Below are 20,188 nucleotides of genomic sequence, written 5' to 3' on the forward strand. Positions count from 1 at the left end.
TGATGCTATGAAATTATTAAGTTTTATTTAATAAAAAAGCCCACTTCCGTGGGCTTTAAAAAATCAACTTTTAACGACCATTACGGCTACGCCCACGTGGTGCTTTTGTATTTGGACGTGTTGTACCATTGGTTTTACGCTTTGGTTTCTCACTATCATCCATTTGCCAAATACGCTTTGTACCTGACTTTTTCACGGAACCATCTTTGTTCTTACGAACCATAGGCTTACCACCTGTACCACCCGGTTTTTTCACATAAGAGCGCGAACGGTAAGGTTCTTCCGCAGGAATGTTTTGAAAGTCAGGGTATAAAAGTGGCTCGATTTCTTTGGATTCACCTGGTTGTAAACCCATTTGAACCAAATCAATTGCACCAATTTTAGTACGGATTAAACGTAAAGTTGGAAAACCTACAGCAGCAGTCATGCGACGTACTTGACGGTTACGGCCTTCACAAATTGAAATTTCGACCCAAGAAGTCGGCACAGACGCACGGAAACGTACAGGAGGATCACGTTCCCATAACCACTCAGGTTGTTCAACTTTAGATGCTTCAGCAGGTAAAGTCATACCATCTTTCAATTCCACACCTTTACGCAACTGCTCAAGGGCTTCTTCAGTGACATCACCATCGACCTGAACCAAATACGTTTTAAATTTTTTATTGGCAGGGTTTGTGATGTATTGGTTCAAACCACCATGGTCGGTTAAAAATACCAAGCCTTCAGAGTCCATATCCAAACGACCAGCCAAGCGCAAAGTAGAGTCACTGACAAAGTCAGACATCGTCATATGTGCTTCATCTTTACGGAACTGGGAGAGGACGTCATAGGGCTTATTCAGGATGACGATTTTCATAGTCAATAACTTCTGTAATTACATAAAATAAGAAATATCAAGATTTATTTAATAGAGAAATGTAGTTATTTCTCGTATAAATCTCAAAAACAGCGGAATTCGATTAAGCTATTATGCGATAAGAAGAGTGGAAAGTATTGTCTATCGGCAATTATTTTTTAAATTTGCCAATTATAATAAAAGGGAGCGCCTGCAAAATGGGTTATCAGAAGATCATCGTTCCTGCGGATGGTAGTAAAATTACCGTAAACGCAGATTTATCCTTAAATGTTCCAAATCAACCGATTATTCCTTTTATTGAAGGCGATGGTATTGGTGTTGACATTACACCAGCCATGAAAACTGTAGTGGATGCTGCAGTACAAAAAGCATATGGTGGTAAACGCTCGATTGAGTGGATGGAAGTCTACTGCGGTGAAAAAGCCAATAAAATTTATGGCTCTTATATGCCAGAAGAAACTTTTGATGCGCTACGCGAGTTTGTGGTTTCAATTAAAGGCCCCTTAACCACACCCGTCGGCGGGGGCATTCGTTCTTTGAACGTGGCGCTACGCCAAGAATTAGATTTATACGTCTGTGTACGCCCTGTACGTTGGTTTGAAGGGGTACCATCACCTGTTCAGCATCCTGAACTGACCGATATGGTTATTTTCCGTGAAAACTCAGAAGATATTTATGCAGGAATCGAATGGAAAGCCGACTCTCCTGAAGCGAAGAAAGTGATTAAGTTCCTCAAAGAAGAAATGGGCGTGACTAAAATCCGATTTGAAGATAACTGTGGTATTGGGATTAAGCCCGTATCGAAAGAGGGAACGCAGCGCCTTGTGCGTAAAGCCATTCAATTTGCGATTGATAATGATAAGCCGAGTGTGACCTTGGTTCACAAAGGCAATATCATGAAATATACCGAAGGGGCATTTAAAGAGTGGGGTTATGAACTTGCGATGGACCGTTTCGGTGGTGAGCTCATTGATGGCGGGCCATGGGTAAAAATTAAAAATCCAAAAAATGGTAAAGACATCATCATTAAAGATGTGATTGCCGATGCATTCTTGCAGCAGATTTTAATGCGTCCTGCGGACTATTCAGTGATTGCGACTTTAAACCTGAATGGTGACTATATTTCTGATGCACTGGCTGCAGAAGTTGGAGGGATTGGTATTGCGCCGGGTGCGAATATTGGTGGGGCGATTTCTGTTTATGAAGCCACGCACGGAACAGCGCCAAAATATGCCGGTCAAGATAAAGTCAATCCAGGCTCCATTATTCTTTCTGCTGAAATGATGCTACGGGATATGGGCTGGGTAGAGGCGGCAGATTTGATTATTAAAGGCATTTCAGGGGCAATTGAGGCGAAAACAGTCACTTATGATTTTGAGCGATTAATGCCGAATGCGACCTTATTGCGTTGTTCGGAGTTTGGTGAGGCTATTATTGCGAATATGGAATAAGCCTTAAGCTAAAAATGATAGAAACCCGCATATACTGCGGGTTCTCTTTTGTTGGCTTGAGAATAGCTGTGGAAATATGATTGCAATGTAAAACTAGGTTAAAGGATTCGTGCTTTCAGTGAGTATAGGTAAGGCTGAATAATAAGGGGGAGTTGATTCTTAACCATAATTTATATATGTAATTACATTGAATCACCTTGATACAGCTTATGGCTTGGGTTTTCTCCCTATTACTGTAAGGTGGGACTTGTCAACTACGGCAAATGATGAAAAAGGAGTAGTCTCATGGCTAATCAACAACAAAATAATCAGCAACAACGTCAACAGCAGCCGAATCAACCCCAAGAACAGCAAGATCAGCAGCAACAACAGCAACAGCCGAACCAGCCACAAGAACAGCAAAATCCGCAAAAACAACCGAATCAAAAACAGCCCAACCCAGATCAGCAACAACGCTAGGCGTATTGCTATTTCATGAACGAATGTTAAAGGCATTTCAAGGAAGAATCGATCAAAGGGAGTTGAACCAAAGGAGGACCCTATGTCGAATAATGTTGTGAAAACATTAAAACAGAAGATCAAAGCACGTTTAAAAAAGATTGAACCGTACCGGGTTTGTCGGAGAGTCAATATTCTGAGAGACTACCCCGATGACAAAATTAAAATATACCCCTGAAATCAGAGAAAGAGCGGTTCAATTATTGATTGAATCTGAAAAAGATTATCCTTCTACTTGGGCTGCAATCACAGCAATTGCGCCTAAGATTGGTTGTACTCCTGAAACACTTCGTGCCTGGCATCAAAAGCATTTAGATCAGCAAAATCCTATTAAAGTACAACAGATATCTGATCAAGAAAAAATGAGGCAAATGGAACGTGAAATTAAAGAATTAAAGCGTGCCAATGAAATTCTACGTAAAGCAGCCGCTTTTTTCGCCCAGGCGGAGCTCGACCGCCCACACAAATAATGGTGGATTTTATCCATAACAATAAAGATCGATATGGTGTTGAAGCGATTTGTAGAATTTTACCGATTGCAGCTTCAACCTATTACCGGACTTTAGATCTCGCTGACAATCCAGAACATCGAGCGAAACGAGATCTACATGATGAGCATCATGCTGAACAAATTAAACGAATTTGGAAGGAAAGTTCAGGTCGGTATGGTGTACGTAAAGTCTGGCAAAAACTGAAACGTGAAGGCTATATTATTGCGCGCTGTACTGTTGCTCGATTAATGCAAAAGCTAGGTATACAAGGTGTTTGGCGTGGTAAGAACAAAAAAACCACCCGTAGCCGAGATGACCAAAAACGGGCAGATGATTTAGTGAAACGTAATTTTAATGCTGATCATCCAAACCAACTATGGGTGGGTGACTTTACGTATATTCAAACTCATTCAGGCTGGGTCTATACCGCCTTTATTATTGATGTGTTCTCACGAGCAATTGTTGGATGGAAAGTATCTACACGGATGAATACAGATATGGTACTCGATGCACTTGAGCAAGCATTGCACGATCGAGGCATGCCAAAGAATGTGATTCATCATTCCGATAGAGGTGTTCAATATCTTTCCATTCGCTATACCAATCGTTTAGAAGCAGCAAATTTACGAGCATCAGTCGGTACAACGGGTGACTCATACGATAATGCTTTGGCTGAAACGGTGAATGGCTTATACAAAACAGAGGTGATTGAATATTTAAAAGCAGATTGGCAAGGTTTAGCGGATGTACAACTTGCGACACTAAACTGGGTGGATTGGTTCAATAAAGAACGTGTACATAGTGCGCTAGATTATGTATCACCTTTTGATTTTGAAGCAATGTACTATGATAAAATTAACCAGTTAGGTCAGGTGGCCTAACTTAAATAAAAAGTCTCCGACAAACCCGGTACGGTTCAGATCTCTAAGCATCAGTCTAAGCTGAAAGCCTTAGAGAAAAAACTGAAGAAGCGTAAGTAGTTTTACGTGGTTTATTCGAAGCAAAGCCCTCATTTTATATGAGGGCTTTGCCGTTACATATATAAGATATCTTTCAATATATGAGGCATTTAGTATGAAAAGGTAACTTTATCTTATTTTAATATCTAAAAATTAGCTGAGTAGTTGAATCATGTCTCGTTTAGTTCTGAGTGGAGCTATTTTAAGTACAAGTCTGTTGATGAGTGGATGTCAGCCACCCGCTTCGGGTGAAGCAGCAGGTTTGAGTTATCCATATTTATATTGGCAGTTATATAAGACACCTTTAGAGAAAAATTTAAATGTGCCTGTACAAGGTGTAAGTCATAAGCAGATACAAGATACTTGGGGGGCTGCACGTGGTCAGGGACGAAAACATCAAGGTATCGATATCTTCGCTAAACGTGGTACACCTGTCTTAAGTGCCACATCAGGTATTGTCTTGGATGTCGGCATCAATAGTTTAGGTGGACAAGTGGTATGGGTAATGGGACCAAACTTAAGCCGTCACTACTATGCACATTTAGATGCTTATGCGCCTAATATTCAAACGGGTGATTGGGTTGAAGTAGGAGAGGTGTTGGGTTATGTCGGAAACACTGGCAATGCCAAGAATACGCCACCACATTTGCACTATGGAATTTATAGGAATGGAAAAGGAGCTGTGAATCCTTATCCGTATTTAACTTTAAATGCATTGAATAACAGAGCTTTCATCTAAAGCTGTAAAAGTTTGAATGCGTTCATTGTATTGGTCATAGAGGGTATATCAATTAGGTTCTTTTCTTATTCTTACACCTTACGTTTGTAATATTTAGGAGTAAGTTAAAAATATCACTACGTATTTAACATGGATGACCCTCTATAACGCGCCCGACTAACGCAAGTAGGTTAATTCTTTTTTGATTCTCTTCAATGCGAAGGCTTAAAAGGCCTCTTTTTTAGTTGTTGGATTGGAGGTGGATGTCCTACGGGTAAAGTAAAATAGTTGCAATGTTCCTAAACCGAGAACTCCCGCAGCAAGCATAAACTGAAAGTGATATGACCAACCCAAATGCTGCAAGGTACTAAAACTTAAACCACCGACCAGTTGGACCGTTGCAAAGCTAAGTGTCGCCATACTCCACAACTTTTTATAGGCCAAGCCGTAGAGTTGTAAGATGGTGTAGGAGGTGAGAAAGACTACCGCAGGGTTCAGTAGACCTGTGAGAAATGAAGACAGGAGCGTAAATACAGGCGAAAAACTCAGAACCGCAATAAAAACTGCCGCAATATAGACACTGTATAAAATCTTTAAAGCCAGAAAGTTGCCAAATTTACGCGCTAAAGCATAAGCTGTCGCAGCACCTAGAGCACTGCCTAGGCCATATAAAATCCAGTTAAAATTGATCCAATATAAATTTAGCGTTAAAACATGGCTTAAGTAATCAATCCAAAACAAAGAATGGGGAATATACGCAAAGGCGCTGCAGGCATAAACAATGAGTAAACTATAGTAAATTTTATTCACTGTATGAGTTTGGGGCTGGCTTGTAGGGATACTGTGTAGTTGCTTTTGGAAAGGGTGAACCAGTATCCATAATAACAATGTAATGACAAATGCAAAGCTACAGAGAATGAACCATGCGCTACTGATTGCAATACGGTCTAAATACGGCATAAACAGCGTGGCTGCCAATACACCAATTCCTATTCCGCTAAATCCAATGAGATTAATTTTAAAACGGTGCTGTAACTCACTGCACTGCGCCACAATACTGGGCGATAGAATCATCAGCAAACCACCGCCTATACCTGAAATGATGCGCCACACCAAATACCAAACTTCGTTAAAATGCGCAAATGCACAGGCAAACAGGCTGATTGAACCAAAGAGCGCAGCAAAAATGATATAGATCGGCATTTTTGCATTTTGTGGCAACTTCATCGCCCAAAATGCGCCGATCAGATAGCCCAGCAGATTGGCGCTACCGAGTAGGCTGGCGAAATTGTGTGACCATTCATAGGCTTCGCGAGTGGACGGCAGTAGAGCGGTATAAGAAAAACGTAAGATGCCAATTCCCAAGCACATACTCAGGCAGAGAAAGAGACTAAGCTGTACGGTGCTTGAGAACGTCCTGTTCATCATAATTTGACTATTTGTTTAAAAAATACACTTGAACTATAAGATGAAATTTACAATAAAACAATCGGGTGATGTCTGCCTTTAGTCGAGCGAGTAAAGGCGAAGTCAATTTAATCAGTATCTTTAAGTACATTAATATCCACGGCATCACCAATGGTATAAAAATGCCCGCCTGCAACATGATGGATGCTTTTCCATTCATCTGCGGCTTCATGGTAGTACCAATGCCCATCTCTAAAAACCCGATCATCGGCATAAGCGGCAATGACTTTGCCAATAAATAAGTCATGCTGCTGCTGATTATGCGGTTCAGGAATGAGTTCACACAGAATCCATGCACTACAGCCTTCAACCACTGGAATTGGGCTGTGACCAAACTGAAAAAGTTCGACCCCACACTGACGTAACTTTTCAGGAGCATCATATTGACTGATCATGCCTAGTGCGTAGACCATTTTCAGCTGTTTAAGTGTAGGGACTTGCAGCGCAAACAAACCCGATTTTTCAATGATACTGCGGGTTTTTGTCGATTTATCCAGTACAACCGTCACTTTGGCTGGGCTAAACTCTAGAGCGCATGCCCAAGCCGCGGCCATGACATCGGTGCTTTTATCATCTTGACTGGAAACTAGCACGGTTGGGCCGTGGTTGAGTAGCCGATATGCTTTTTCTAAAGGGACGGGTAGAATGTGAGGATTAAGCAGAGATTGATTCATGTAAAAGAACACTTTAACAGCCGTTTAAATGCTTTATACCACATTCTAAAACTGCCAATTCAGTCTAAATTTGTACATTCAGTGTGGAATATGGCGCAAAACAGTAAGCCCGTTTAAATTTTGATTTATAATTATGACAGCATCATTTAGGGAAACAATATGAATATCCCCTTAATCGTCAATGTCATCATTTTTATTGCATTGCTTTTTTTACTGGGCTAAACCCGTAAAACCGATTGGAGTTTAGCGAAGAAAGTACTGGCAGGTCTCTGTCTCGGTATTGTTTTTGGTCTCGCTTTACATGGGTTTTATGGTACGAATTCGCCTGTACTGCAAGAGTCGGTACAGTGGTTTAATTTGGTCGGTAAAGGCTATGTCAAACTACTACAAATGGTGGTGATGCCTTTGGTATTTGTTTCCATTTTAGGCGCTGTGATTAAGCTGCACGATGCGGGTTCATTGGGTAAAATTAGTTTTATCAGTATTGGGACTTTGCTATTTACCACAGCGATTGCTGCGTTTGTCGGTGTGGCGGTGACCAATCTGTTTGGCTTAACTGCGGCAGGTTTGGTCCAAGGCACACAAGAAACTGAACGTTTAAATACAATTCAAACTGACTATGTCGGGCAAGTCGCTGACTTACAAGTGCCTGATTTATTTCTGTCATTTATTCCGAGCAATCCTTTTGCCGAGCTGACAGGGGCACATCCAACCTCAATTATCAGTGTAGTCATTTTTGCAGTGTTTTTAGGCATTGCATGCTTGAACCTCATGAAAGCGGATGCTGAGAAAGGGCAAAAACTGTTGTCTGCAATTGACATCTTGGAAGCGTGGGTCATGAAGTTGGTGCGTCTAATTATGATGCTCACGCCTTATGGTGTGTTCGCACTCATGACCAATATTGTGGCCAACTCTAAAATGGCGGACATCTTAAACTTAGGTGGCTTCTTGGTTGCGTCTTATATCGGCTTGGCGATTATGTTTATCGTGCACGCCGTGATTTTGGCGCTCACAGGCGTGAACCCAATTCAGTTCTTTAAAAAGGTTTGGCCTGTGCTGACCTTTGCGTTTACTAGCCGTTCAAGTGCTGCCAGTATTCCTTTAAATATTGAAGCGCAAACACGACGTCTGGGTGTACCAGAGTCGATTGCCAGCTTTTCAGCATCATTTGGTACGACCATTGGGCAAAACGGCTGTGCAGGGCTGTATCCTGCGATGCTGGCTGTTATGGTTGCACCGACAGTGGGTATTAATCCGCTCGATCCACTTTGGATTTTGACTTTGGTTTGTGTCGTGACCTTGAGCTCGATTGGGGTGGCTGGTGTAGGTGGTGGAGCAACATTTGCAGCACTGATTGTCCTACCGATGCTGGGCTTGCCTGTGACTTTGGTTGCACTGCTTATTTCAATTGAGCCTTTAATTGATATGGGGCGTACGGCTTTGAATGTGAATGGTTCTATGACCGCAGGTGTCGTGACCAGCCAAGTCTTAGGTCAAACGGATAAGCGTATTTTTGAGCAAGACAATGTGGACTTAAAAGAAGTCTAAGCTGAGAAATATATAGCTTATGAACTGAAAAGAAGCCTATCTTCATGATTAGGCTTCTTTTTATTGGGCGTGTATCCATAAATGACTAAAAACTGTATCTACTTTTTTACTCAGTTTTTTGCAAAATAAAGCTTCAATTTAGGAGAAAAACGATGAAAATGTATCAAGTCGATGCCTTTACAACTGAATTATTTAAAGGTAATCCTGCCGCTGTGATTGTACGTGATGAATGGTTAGCAGTAGATTTGATGCAGAATATTGCTTTGGAAAATAATTTGGCAGAAACGGCTTTTGTGAAAGTGATTGATGCTGAAAACTATGAAATTCGTTGGTTCACCCCTCAGGTTGAAGTGGACTTTTGCGGGCACGCGACTTTAGCTAGTAGTTTCGTCCTGTTTCGGGATTATACCGATGCTAAACGTATCCAGTTTCATGTAAAAGACTTGGGTGTTTTTATCATTGATCAAGATGCTGATGGCAAGATTCATATGAATTTTCCAATTCGTGCACCGCAAAAGTTAGAAGACTATCCTGCGGAAATTCATGAATTGGTCGATTGTGAAATTAAAGAAGTCTATTTAAACCCACAGGCTTATATTTTAGTGTGTGAGTCTGAGCAGGCTGTTAAGGATGCCAAACCGAACTTAGATAAAATTCGTCAACTGGCAGAAAAGCATAAAGTCAGTACTGCGATTACTGCTGAAAACTTGGATGTTACCCTGACTTCAACGTCTCAAGACTATGACTATATCGCGCGTTATTTCGCACCGCATAAAGGCATCAATGAAGACCCTGTGACAGGCTCCATGCATACAGGTCTTGCACCACTATGGGCGGAGAAGTTGGGTAAAACCTCATTGATTGCCTATCAGGCATCGAGCCGTGGTGGATTGCTTTACTGTGATATTCAGTCTGAAACACGGATCCAAATTTCTGGCTATGCCAAGTTATATATGACGGCTGAACTTTACTTAGATTAAGTTGTAATTCTTTTAAATTAAAACTACTGGTGAAAAATAAGCATTGATTAAAATGCTATTTTTCACCAAATTACTATAAAAATAATTTAACTTTCCTCTATGATGTTGAGAATCATTCATATTTTGTCGAATTATTTGGAAAAATAATGTTAATGCGTTTTAAAACATTGAGTTTGTCGGTATTGCTACTTGGCTTTGGGGGCACAGTATGGGCACAACCCGTATTGGTAAAATCGGAACAGAAAATTGAAGAATATAAATTAGATAACGGTTTACGCATTATTCTTGCGCCAAACGATAAAGAAAATAAAGTGTATATGAATATGGTCTATTTGACTGGTTCATTGAACGACCCAAAAGGTAAGGGTGGTTTAGCGCACTTATTGGAACACTTAGCGTTCAAGGGAACTAAAAATGTTCCAGGGGACGAGTTTCAGCGTCGTTTAGATCAATACGGTTTAATGAATAATGCCAGCACGGACTATTATTCAACCAAATATATTAATGTAGTTCGTCCTGAACAAAATGCGATTAATGAGCTGATTCATCTTGAAGCCGAGCGTATGGATGGTTTGGTGCTCCAAGAAAAATATGTACCGTCTGAAATCGCGATTGTGAAACGTGAGCGTGAAGTCCGTATGGATCAGCCATTTTCGGTACTCATGGATCAGATGTGGAAGTCCGCTTATGGCAATCAATATTTAGGGCGTTTACCGATTGGTGATTTAAATGAGTTACAGTCAATCAAAATGGCTGAGCTGAATAAGTTTTATCGTGACTGGTATGCACCGAATAATGCGGTGTTTGTCATTTCAGGTAAGTTTGACCAAGCAGCTGTATTGAAGCAGATTGATGAAAAGTTTAGTGCGATTAAAGCGCGTGCTGTGCCTGCGAAAGTTAAAGTGCCTGTCTTAGATGCCAGTAAGATTAAAGAACGCCAGTTTGTGGTGAAAAAAGGCAGTAACTTAGCCAAATATAATATTTACCTGAATGGTAAAAATGAGAACATTAAGACTGCGCTGGCGGTGTCACCGTATTTATACACCATGCAACCCAGTGGACATTTGTACCAAAGCATTGTAGAAACGGGAACGGCGACAGCTGTTCAGTCGACCACATGGTTAGACCAAGATTTCAATATGGTGTTTATGGGCGCAGTTTATGCCCCCAACCATGATGTGAAAAAAGTCGAGTCGGCTTTGATTACTGGGGTAGAAAAGACACCAAGCTTTAATGAGGTTGAGCTCAACCGTGTAAAGAGTATGATTAAAAATGCTCAAGAAAGCATGTTTAGCAGCGCAACGGCGGTCGGAGGCATGCTCAGTGACTATGTGGTTTCTGCCAATGGTGATTGGACACAATACTTTAAAGATCAGCAACAGTTACAACAGCTCAGCGTTACTGATGTGAACCAACGTTTAGATGACTTTTTAGTACCCGAGCATCGTATTTCAGGCACTATTTTACCGACCCCAGAAGATCAGAAAAAAGCACTTGAACAAGCGGTAGCAGCGACCCCAGCAAAAACTTTAGACCAACAAGCAGTGGCTGAAGAGCCATTGAAAGATGCAAGTGTGTATAAAGCGGAAGTTGCTGAGTATGTAAAAAGTTCAAAGCAATATTTAGAAAGTGCTGAAAAACAAATTCAGCGTGGCAAGTTGAAAAATGGGATGCAATATGCGCTGTACCCAAATACCACGCGTGACGATAAGACCTATGCCACTATTTCAATTGACTTTGGTACGGCAGAAAGTTTGTTTAATAAAGCAGAGTTGTTAGACCTGACTTCTTATTTACTGCTCAGAGCGTCAACTCAATATAGTTTGCAAGACATTGCTGATCAGGCGATCGACGCAGGTGGTGGTGCAAGTGCAGCAAGTAATGGTAACGGCATCAATATTTCAATCGTGGCGAAGAAAGAAAAGTTTGATGAATTTTTTAACTTTGTTGTAGATGTCCTTAAAAATCCAACTTTTGAACAAAGCCAGTTTGATTTGATTAAGTCACAAAGCTTAGCAAGTCTAGATCGACCTTATACTGAGCCTGAAACTGTAGCAGCTTTAACCATTGCGCGTTTACTTGAAACTTATCCAATTGGGGATATTCGACATCACTTTGAACCTGAATATGCCAAGAAGCAGTATCAAGCAGCAACGCAAGCACAGGTTAAACAGCTGTATCAGCAGTTTTTTGCAATGAATCATGCGCAAATTTCGGTGACGGGCGTGATTGATACGAAAAAGATGAAAAAGACTCTAAATCAGGCTTTTGCAAACTGGAATTCGGCAGCACCTTATCAGCGGATTACTTCTGACTTTACTGCATATAAAGCGCAGCGTGTACATGCACTGTCAGAGCAGCGTGAGTTTGGTAGTTATCAGAGTATTATGACGTTCCCTGTGGGCACATACCACCCAGATGCACCTGCTTTACAGGTACTCGAGCACATCTTAGGCGAGTCGCAATTATCTTCTCGTTTGGCGCAAGAGCTACGTGAAAAGAATGCCTTGGTCTATGGTTTTGGCAGTAGTATTTCGTTGGATGACTGGACGGAGTCAGGAGCGCTGACGATTGATGCAAACTATAGCGCAGGTAAATCGGCTCAAGTGTCTCAGGCAGTGTATAAAGTGTTGAATGAGTTATTGGCAAAAGGCGTTACTGAACAGGAAGTAGAAGCTGCCAAGGCTGATATTTTGAAAAAGCGTGTGACTGCACTTGAAGATAGTCGCAATATCCATCGCATGCTGATTCCTCAAATGAAGCGTAATCGTACTTTACTGGATCGTGAACAACGTGATTTAGCATTGGCTAAAATCAGTAAAGCCGATGTTGATGCGGTGATTCAGAAGTATATTAAGCTGGATCAGTTGGTTGAAGTGATGGCTGACCAATATGGCAAAGTGCAACCAGCGCTGAAAAAGTAAAGATTTCAGTTTTCATCTAAAAAGAACCCCTCAAAATTGAGGGGTTCTTTTTGTTATAGCTTTTAGGAATTAGTTTTCTTATTTTCAATTAAAGCCGATAAAACTGTTTGGCATTGTGATGGAATACGCGCTCTAAAGCCTCAGGGTCATAGGCTGCGACAACATCACTAAAGGCATCAATAATATTCACCAACGATGTACTCACCGAATCCATGGGAAAGTTAGAGGCAAACATCACCCGATAGGTGCCAAAACAGGCGAGGGCATGTGTAATCATGGGATGCGCAAGATCAAAGACTTCTTGTTTGGAAGCCAGTCGACCTTCTTTATGAAAACGATGTCCTAATACAGGCATGAAAAGCCCTGACATTTTGGTATAGACATTCGGATAGCTTGCAAGTTCAGCGAAGTCATCTTTCCAACGGAAGAAAATATTTTCCCGCGCTGTTTGTGTCATGCCTGTATTCGCACCAATTGGGCCAAATAAACCTACGGGTGTACCCAAATGATCCAGCACAATGGACGTTTCTGGGAACTGCTTGGCCAGATAAATCACATCTTCAAGCTGTGTCGAATAAACCCAAGCATCAAAACTCAAGTTGTATTGGGACAGTACTTCGAAGCCTTTGAGAAATTTTTTATTGCGATATAAGTGAGGCTCATCTGTCCACGCATGGATTGCTTTGTCTTCATGAAAAGACGCCATTTTACGAATACCACGAAAGTATGGTGAAGCTTTATGGTGTAATTTTAGGATCTTTTTAAAGTTACGATCACGTGGGTCAGCTGTTGCGACAATGCCACCCAATTTGACGGTATCTACCCCAAAAGCTAAAGACTCGATAAACTGAGTTTCCTCAACCACACCTTTGCCTTTGCTGTGATGCCAACTGGCTTCGACATGCACCACTTGTTCTACTATATATGGGCCAGTATCGCGTTTATAGTCATGAGGTAAATAAGGACGTGTAATATGACGGGTTAGACCGATGGTTTCAATCAGGTCTTTAGGTTTCACCAAACGAACCATTTTGTCCAAAAGCTTAGGATGCTTGCCCAATAATTTAACTGCCAAAGCCGCTGCATGTGGCATGTTATAGGGGTCCCACTGGTGGATGTGTGGATCGATGAGTGCAAAGTCCAAATGCTGCATGTTCTTCCCTAAGTCATATTCCTTAGCGATTACCTTACTGTAAATTGAGGTGTTGCAACATTGTATTTCGTTTCAAATACGACGAAATGAAAAAAGCCTGCGCAAGGCAGGCTTTGATTGATCAGTGATCGTGTTTGTGGTCATGCTTGTTGGCATGAAATTCTTCGTTATGACGGAAACGAAGGTAGTTTTCAAACTGTTCACAATATTCGTCATAGTTGTCTTCAAGCATCATTTGGAACTGCTGCAAAATATAAGACATCACTTGCTCTTTGGCCTCACGCATTTCATCGCCATCTTTAAAGTTGTTGGCTGCCACCCACGTGTTAAAACGGGCTGTACCAAACAACATCGCGGCACTTACTTGGCCACGTATTTCAGCAGGTTTCACTTGTGAACCTTTTTCAGTGCGACAAAAATCGTTGGCTTGCTTAATAAATTCATCTGCACGTTCAAAAAAAGCAGCATTCAACGCTTCTTCTTCGGTTACATCTGTTGCTTCAATCTTCTGAACCATGAACTTGTCCTAAAATACATAAATAACTCAGACTGCATTATAGGCAAAGCCTTGCAGAAACTAAACCTTTGCCTTAATCTAAAAATAGCCTAAGCAATAAAATAGAGAATATCCATGCAAGACGCGATTGCGGTACAAAGTTTAAAAAGTGATATTGCATTATTGCGTCAAAACATTTGGCCACCACAAAATTTAGCCAATGTTGAAGGCTTACCAATCTATTACGGCACGAAAGCGGAAGTTGAGGATTACTACCGTCAGTGGACGGGTTTGATTGAGCGGGCACAAGACTTGTTCCAACCCTTTATGGAAGAAGATGTATTGGATGCAATTCATTTACCTAGTCATTTGAATTTACCGCTGTTTTATTTTCATGTCGATCGTATTCGGATTAATAAAACCCGCGCCAAAGAGTCTAAAAGTTTTCGCGGCATTGCGAGCTTAATCGAAAAATGTGGGCAGTTTGAACCAGAGCAAGTCCAAGCCATGCGCGCTTGGTTGGACAGCGATGATAATGCCGCCTTGGTTGCTCATCGTGAGTTTATTGATCTCAGAACCTATGTCTTTCAACACGGACAGAGTGAATATACCCGTACCCGATTTTATGTAAATGGTATCGTGTTAAGTACCGAAGCACACTTTGAATTGGTCGATGCTCGAGACAAACCACGTAAACAGCGCAGTGATAGCTATAACGACCCCTTAGCAGACAACAATACGTGGAAGGTGTACGGAAAGTATCGTTAACTTAAGTGTCGGCAGGAAATTCACTTATAGAAGAGCTTTTCACTGTTGATGTATATTTTGGTTTAAAGGCTATTTCAGCTTTTTGGTTTGACTGAGCAGCAACAGCTGTTGTTCAACCAATTTCAGCATTCTATTTTTTTCCGCGGCGATCCATCCTGTGGCAAAACTATAAGCGGCTTCTGGTTCAGGGGCTTGTTGAAATAAAGCTTCTGCAACCACTAAATCATTATAGTGCCCTAAGTTTTCCTGAACTGCTTTGAGTTTTTTTAAATAGGTTTTTAATGCTTTTGCATCGAGTAAAAATGCCACAAACTCAATGCTATAACGCAGTTGTTTGACTTGTTTACGAATGCGGTGTTTTTCCTCATCCTCAAGCTGGCTGAAGTGCTCGGCATGTGCGCATATTTTATGGTGTAAAGCATGTATCAATTTGAGTGCATGTTTTTTCAGTTTGGTTTTTGAAGGCGAATCTAGTTCTTGCTCTGTAAATAAAATTAATTCAAGCCAAAGTTGCGTCGTTTCTGGTCGTTGGAACAGGGCACAGACATCAGTGATGGCTTCTGTACTTGGAGCAAGATGGTCTAAAGGATAACCAGCCTCTATCAGTTGGGGGAGTAAATCTTCATTTAAGGCATCGATGTCACGTGTTCCACCTAAGGCTTGAAAAATAGTGGTGAGTTCCGCTTTCCAGTGTGGTTGAATGGCGTCCGACCATGCAGCAAAACTTTTTAGTGCGCTACGCAAGCGGCGAATTGCCACGCGGGCTTGGTGTATATGCTCGCTGGAGTACTGCTGTCGAGCAATTGAACTGGCATTGGGAAGTAAGTGCTGTAAGCAATTGGCCACTATGCTTTGTAGAGCCTCAACTTCGCTTGAGCTTCTGTTCAGTACAAGAGGTGTTTGATACTGCGCAGAAAAGTAACTTTGCTGACGAACAGCTAGAAGGCCATAGTCAGATTTACTGTGTGTGTCGAGACTCAGTTGGTATTTTTGAACCCAAGGTCGTATAAATGCGATCAGATCTTCTATTGATCCTTGTTTTAATTCAAATTCGATCTCGAAAATATCAACATTGTTTTGTGCTTCAAAAATTTTTCCAATATCAAGTGCAATTTCAACTGTACTATTTCCAACATCCTGCAAAATGCGTAAACGTTGGATGTTGGTTTCAAAGAGTAATTCAAGGGTTGGAAGTGGAAGCCCCAAAGCGCGTTTTAATTTTTTGTAGATAGCGGAATAATCTTTATAGTTATCTAAGTCGAGTGTAGTCGTCTCAGGTGGCGCTATATCAAATTCAAGTTCCAAGCGACTCAATACTTTTGCGCTGTTCACTGCTTTGAAGGTTTGTTTCCATTCATCATTTTCCTGCCGACGTCGAATCGCGATGCAATGCTTAGCAAGTGTTTGATCCGCTGTATCAAAGTATTGGGCTGCTAAATGAATCGGCTCAGCCTTGAGCAGTGTAAAAGCTTTTTGCAATGCCTTACGCTTCTTAACTGGAACTTGAAACTTAAACTCAATCTCTTGCATAGCCCTGACTCATGACAATCTACGTTTTACTATATGCTAAATTGAGTAAAAAAAGACCAGATTTGAATAGGTATCAGCTAAAAGAGCAGAAATAGTGGGCTAGATGGCACTTTTAAAATGAGATGGTGGTCAGAAATATGCAGAGTTAATAAGTACAGATGGTTACATCGAAGTGATAATAAATTTACATTGAGTAGGAATGTATAGGTTTACTTTTTAAGAATAAAAATGAATATAAAGCCTGTATTGTTCTGATAATAGGCCGCTTTGTCATAGATAAATTAGTGGTTTAGATATACCAACCACGATCTTCTATCGTGGTTTTCGGCTTGTCAGGCCTTGTGGAGGATGGATAGCAGTCATGTATTTAACATGACTGCTTTGGTATATAGAGCGTTATTTTAAGAATTTACGGCTGACTAAGAACTGTTCTGTCGCTTCTAAAAGCTTATCGGCATAAACTTCAAGCTTTGCCGTGAGCCAACCCAAAACAAACCAATCACTGGCTTCAAGTTCTGTCTGTTGAATGTACGCAGCAGAAGTCGCCAAGATTTGATATTCATGTGCGGCTTGTTGGGCATCATTCAACGCTTTACTGTATTTCTGCAAATTTTTCACATCATAAATTGACGTTAAAATAGGAAAGCTAAACTTCAATTCCTTAATTTTCTGCGCCAATACATCTAAGCTTTCAAAGTGACTAATATCCGCAGCATTTAAGCTTTCCTGTAGCTGTCGATATTGGTTTTGCAGGGTATTGTGCGCATAGGTTTTTAAATCCTGCTTTTGCACCTGATCATGTGAACTTAAACTAAAGGTTAATAACTCAAGATAATGATGGACGTTTTGGGTCGATTTAACTAAATTTCCAAGCTTTTCTTGAGCATATAGGATGTCTTTGGCAAGATTTTCTGTAGTGGTTGGATTCTGAAGAAAAGCGCCTAGGGTACTTTGCATATGCTGCAAATGTTGTAAATGATCAAACTGATGTTTGAATGCGGCAAGTTGCATCGCCCATTTATCAGAAATATTGCTATTCCAGTCCTTAAACAAAGCTAAGGTTAGTTGTAAGTGCTCTAAAGCAGTTTGTGCTTGATCAATATGGCTTTGCTCAGCAACACCTGCTGAAATTGCAGCAATATTCGGCAGTAAATGCTGCATTTGCTGGCCAATCAACAAACTCAGGTTATGTGCTGCACTTTCTTTTTTCGATAAGACAAACTCTTTTTCAAAACGTGCTGGACTCACTGTTTGCTCAAGCGCCAGTAAGTTACCCATTTCGGCTTTGCTGCGGACATCTAACCATAGTTGATACTTTTTCACCCATTCAAAACTAAAGGCCAAAAGTGACTGAACAGAGCCAGATTTGAGTTCGAATTCTACCTCATGGATGGTCTGTTCTCGACCAGATGCACGAACCACTCCTACATCCAAACAGACTTCAATTTCAGCGTCTTCAAACTGAATGACGCGATAGGTACGTTGGATGTCCGTTTCAAAGGTGAGCTTTAACGCAGCTGCATCTGAGCCTAAAGCTTGGGTTAAAATTTGCTGAGCCTCTGGAATAGCTTGATAAATGCTTAAGTCCAGTTCAGGAGATGACTCTAACTCACCCAAATTATGATTATGTTCAAAACGGTGTAAATGACTTTTACCTGCGGCTTTGAGTGTTTGGATCCAGCGAGTACCTTCAAGACGCTGACGCAAAGCAGCGCCGTGTTGAGCCAAGAGGCGATCAGGCGTGTCAAAATACTTGGCTTGAAGTTGAATCGTTTCAGATTTTTTAGGATCTAAAGCTTTAAGAAGGGCGGTACGTCGTGCTTCGCTAATCTGAAATTTTAATTCAATTTCAACCATGAAAAATTCCTAATTTGAGGGGCTAGGTCAATGCCAAGCCTTTATGTATTGAGATGCATGATCTGTAGTTTGTTTTTATGTGCGCTAAAGGCACACCAATGGACCACTGGATTGTAGCGAAAAAGAGACAGTATGTAAGACTTGACGACACAATAAAACAAAGTTGCAGCGTGAGATTGATCAAATACAATTCTGTTTTTAGTGGACACGCGCCTAGAGGCGATTGCACTTTGCAGATTGCATATTTTCAGCTATGTTGGTAAAAAACTATCAGGATGATGACAGATGAATGCTCAGGTTGAACCGAAACAGGAACATGACGCTGAACCTAATTTTCAATTGCCGATTAAGGACTATCACCAATTTTATCGTTTTTATCTAACAGAGCACCGCAACATCATGAGTCGTCGGCTACACGTCGCGGGCAGTTCGATTGGGCTGTACTTTTTCTCTAAAGCTATACTTAAACGCAAGCCGCGTTATTTTATATATGGCTTAGTCTCTGGATATGCCTGTGCGTGGGTAGGTCATTTTGTTTTTGAAAAAAATAAGCCAGCTAGTTTTAAACAGCCTTTGTATAGTTTTATTTCTGACTGGCGCATGTTTTCCGATGTTTTACGTGGAAATTTAAGCTTACAAGATCGTGCTTTGGATAAAATTCCAAGTTAGTGAAGCACTTTGTGACGTCATCATGAAAGTTTTATTAAAAGCTTGAAATTAACAGTTGCAAAGTATGAGTTAATGTTCTAATAATGAGGTCGTTGATTATATTTTCATCAAATAATATATAAGTGCTTTGAACTTTAAAGTGCTTTTAGTTTTCCAAGCCTAGAGCGACCTTCTCTAGGCTTTTTTTATGTGGATTTTAAATAAAATATGCGGCTTTTTAGCTTTTATGATGTTATTTCAACATCACTGGTTTAAAAAGCTAAAAAGCCGTATCAGATCGCTGCGTGTCTCTTATTCTTGTTATAAAGTTGTTATTTTTATTTTATTCTTGTTGCTTTCTGTATCCATTAAACTGCGAAAGCGGTGGGGCGACTATCACTGACAATAGGTATTTTTACATAGCCTGAGCTTGGTCGCGGGATTTTTGTGCAAAGCAACGCATTTTCAGTTCCAATTCATTAAAGCATCAGTAGCCTTTAGCTTTATAATAGAACGACATAACCCAAAGGTAGAGTTAAATGCGCGGTTTATATTTAATTACAAATGATGATCCTTTAGAGCTACTTTTGGCTAAATTAGAAGGTGCAATGGCAACACGTGAGGTTGCCATTTTGCAGTATCGCCGTAAAAAAGTACCCAAAGAAGAACAGGCTTACGAAGTCGAGTATATGAAAGCGATGTGCGCTGAGTATCGTGTTCCTTTTGTGATTAACGATGACTTAGAAATGGCCGTTAAATATGGCGTTGGTGTACATTTAGGGCAAGGTGATGGCGAAGTTGCCGAAGCTGTCGCACGCCTGCCAAAAGATGCGGTGATTGGTCGTACCTGTTTGAATTCGATTGAGCTGGCTGAAAAGGCGATTGCTGAAGGTGCAACTTACGTCGCTTTTGGTGCAATTTACGCAACTGAGACCAAGCCAGAAGCAGGCAATATTGGCTTAGAGACTTTAAAAGAAGCCAAAGCCAAATTGAATGTGCCGATTTGTGCGATTGGTGGCTTAACAGTTGAAAATTCAGGTGAAGTGATCGAAGCTGGTGCCGACCTTTGCGCAGTGATTAGTGATATATTAGGGCTATCAATGTCTGCGATTCCTGATCGTATAGAACAGTGGGCTGATTTATTTGCATCTAAAGCTTAAGTGTTTT

16 protein-coding genes, 1 pseudogene and 1 other annotated feature are annotated in these 20,188 nt (G+C 40.9%); of the genes and pseudogenes, 10 read left to right on the forward strand and 7 right to left on the reverse strand.

The window, feature by feature from the left end; all coding sequences use genetic code 11:
- Nucleotides 1-70: 70 nt before the first annotated feature.
- Nucleotides 71-859 carry a pseudouridine synthase gene (locus HUK62_RS07550; protein ID WP_176537520.1) on the reverse strand — a complete coding sequence of 263 codons (789 nt, stop codon included), beginning with the start codon at nucleotides 857-859 and terminating at the stop codon, nucleotides 71-73.
- Nucleotides 860-1,056: 197 nt separating this feature from the next.
- On the opposite strand from HUK62_RS07550, the gene icd reads away from it, so the two are divergent.
- The 4 genes from icd to HUK62_RS07570 all read left to right on the forward strand — a co-directional run bounded on the left by icd (nucleotide 1,057) and on the right by HUK62_RS07570 (nucleotide 4,997).
- A complete protein-coding gene (icd, locus tag HUK62_RS07555; protein WP_005401098.1) occupies nucleotides 1,057-2,310 on the forward strand; it encodes an NADP-dependent isocitrate dehydrogenase in 1,254 nt (417 codons plus the stop codon).
- A gap of 285 nt (nucleotides 2,311-2,595) precedes the next feature.
- Nucleotides 2,596-2,769: a hypothetical protein gene (locus HUK62_RS07560; protein ID WP_164996884.1), complete on the forward strand. Its 174-nt coding sequence runs from the start codon at nucleotides 2,596-2,598 to the stop codon at nucleotides 2,767-2,769.
- A 191-nt stretch (nucleotides 2,770-2,960) separates the two neighbouring features.
- A protein-coding gene (locus tag HUK62_RS07565) for an IS3 family transposase (RefSeq protein ID WP_139113547.1) occupies nucleotides 2,961-4,180 on the forward strand; the annotation gives its coding sequence in 2 pieces (ribosomal slippage) (nucleotides 2,961-3,237 and nucleotides 3,237-4,180; 1,221 coding nt in all).
- Nucleotides 3,236-3,352 (forward strand) — a sequence feature (AL1L pseudoknot). Its footprint overlaps the gene before it by 117 nt.
- Nucleotides 4,181-4,430: 250 nt before the next feature.
- The gene (locus HUK62_RS07570; protein WP_176537521.1) at nucleotides 4,431-4,997 is read left to right on the forward strand and encodes a M23 family metallopeptidase; all 567 of its coding nucleotides are present in this window, start codon (nucleotides 4,431-4,433) and stop codon (nucleotides 4,995-4,997) included.
- Nucleotides 4,998-5,201: 204 nt separating this feature from the next.
- On the opposite strand, the gene HUK62_RS07575 is transcribed toward HUK62_RS07570, so the two are convergent.
- Together HUK62_RS07575 and HUK62_RS07580 are read right to left on the reverse strand one after the other, a co-directional pair.
- On the reverse strand, nucleotides 5,202-6,404 hold the full coding sequence (locus tag HUK62_RS07575) for a YbfB/YjiJ family MFS transporter (RefSeq protein ID WP_218015313.1): 1,203 nt from the start codon (nucleotides 6,402-6,404) through the stop codon (nucleotides 5,202-5,204).
- A gap of 107 nt (nucleotides 6,405-6,511) precedes the next feature.
- On the reverse strand, nucleotides 6,512-7,117 hold the full coding sequence (locus HUK62_RS07580) for a flavin reductase family protein (RefSeq protein ID WP_176537523.1): 606 nt from the start codon (nucleotides 7,115-7,117) through the stop codon (nucleotides 6,512-6,514).
- Nucleotides 7,118-7,276: 159 nt separating this feature from the next.
- Between HUK62_RS07580 and HUK62_RS07585 the strand changes: the two are divergent.
- The 3 genes and pseudogenes from HUK62_RS07585 (at nucleotide 7,277) to HUK62_RS07595 (ending at nucleotide 12,569) form a co-directional block, all read left to right on the forward strand.
- Nucleotides 7,277-8,665 (forward strand): annotated as a pseudogene (locus HUK62_RS07585) (L-cystine transporter).
- Between the two features lie 152 nt (nucleotides 8,666-8,817).
- Nucleotides 8,818-9,645: a PhzF family phenazine biosynthesis protein gene (locus HUK62_RS07590; protein ID WP_176537524.1), complete on the forward strand. Its 828-nt coding sequence runs from the start codon at nucleotides 8,818-8,820 to the stop codon at nucleotides 9,643-9,645.
- A gap of 146 nt (nucleotides 9,646-9,791) precedes the next feature.
- Entirely contained in the window at nucleotides 9,792-12,569 is a 2,778-nt protein-coding gene (locus HUK62_RS07595; RefSeq protein WP_176537525.1) for a pitrilysin family protein, read from the forward strand.
- Between the two features lie 88 nt (nucleotides 12,570-12,657).
- Here the strand turns inward: HUK62_RS07595 and HUK62_RS07600 are convergent, their stop codons facing one another.
- Both HUK62_RS07600 and HUK62_RS07605 read right to left on the reverse strand, forming a co-directional pair.
- Nucleotides 12,658-13,722, reverse strand: a complete 1,065-nt coding sequence (locus HUK62_RS07600) for an amidohydrolase family protein (RefSeq protein ID WP_176537526.1) — start codon at nucleotides 13,720-13,722, stop codon at nucleotides 12,658-12,660.
- A gap of 121 nt (nucleotides 13,723-13,843) precedes the next feature.
- A complete protein-coding gene (locus tag HUK62_RS07605; RefSeq protein ID WP_078424984.1) occupies nucleotides 13,844-14,239 on the reverse strand; it encodes a DUF3144 domain-containing protein in 396 nt (131 codons plus the stop codon).
- Nucleotides 14,240-14,353: 114 nt separating this feature from the next.
- Between HUK62_RS07605 and HUK62_RS07610 the strand changes: the two genes are divergently transcribed.
- A complete protein-coding gene (locus HUK62_RS07610) occupies nucleotides 14,354-14,986 on the forward strand; it encodes a hypothetical protein (RefSeq protein ID WP_176537527.1) in 633 nt (210 codons plus the stop codon).
- Between the two features lie 69 nt (nucleotides 14,987-15,055).
- On the opposite strand, the gene HUK62_RS07615 is transcribed toward HUK62_RS07610, so the two are convergent.
- Both HUK62_RS07615 and HUK62_RS07620 read right to left on the reverse strand, forming a co-directional pair.
- Nucleotides 15,056-16,516: a CHAD domain-containing protein gene (locus HUK62_RS07615; protein WP_176537528.1), complete on the reverse strand. Its 1,461-nt coding sequence runs from the start codon at nucleotides 16,514-16,516 to the stop codon at nucleotides 15,056-15,058.
- A gap of 396 nt (nucleotides 16,517-16,912) precedes the next feature.
- Nucleotides 16,913-18,373 (reverse strand): CYTH domain-containing protein, encoded by a 1,461-nt coding sequence (locus tag HUK62_RS07620; RefSeq protein WP_176537529.1) that lies wholly within the window; start codon nucleotides 18,371-18,373, stop codon nucleotides 16,913-16,915.
- Nucleotides 18,374-18,658: 285 nt separating this feature from the next.
- Between HUK62_RS07620 and HUK62_RS07625 the strand changes: the two genes are divergently transcribed.
- Together HUK62_RS07625 and thiE are read left to right on the forward strand one after the other, a co-directional pair.
- Entirely contained in the window at nucleotides 18,659-19,042 is a 384-nt protein-coding gene (locus HUK62_RS07625) for a DUF962 domain-containing protein (RefSeq protein WP_005401111.1), read from the forward strand.
- Nucleotides 19,043-19,560: 518 nt separating this feature from the next.
- Nucleotides 19,561-20,181, forward strand: coding sequence for a thiamine phosphate synthase (gene thiE / locus HUK62_RS07630; RefSeq protein ID WP_176537530.1), 621 nt, complete (start codon nucleotides 19,561-19,563; stop codon nucleotides 20,179-20,181).
- Nucleotides 20,182-20,188 lie beyond the last annotated feature (7 nt).

The sequence above is a fragment of the Acinetobacter sp. NEB 394 genome (assembly GCF_013374795.1).
GTDB classification, from domain to species: Bacteria; Pseudomonadota; Gammaproteobacteria; order Pseudomonadales; family Moraxellaceae; genus Acinetobacter; species Acinetobacter johnsonii.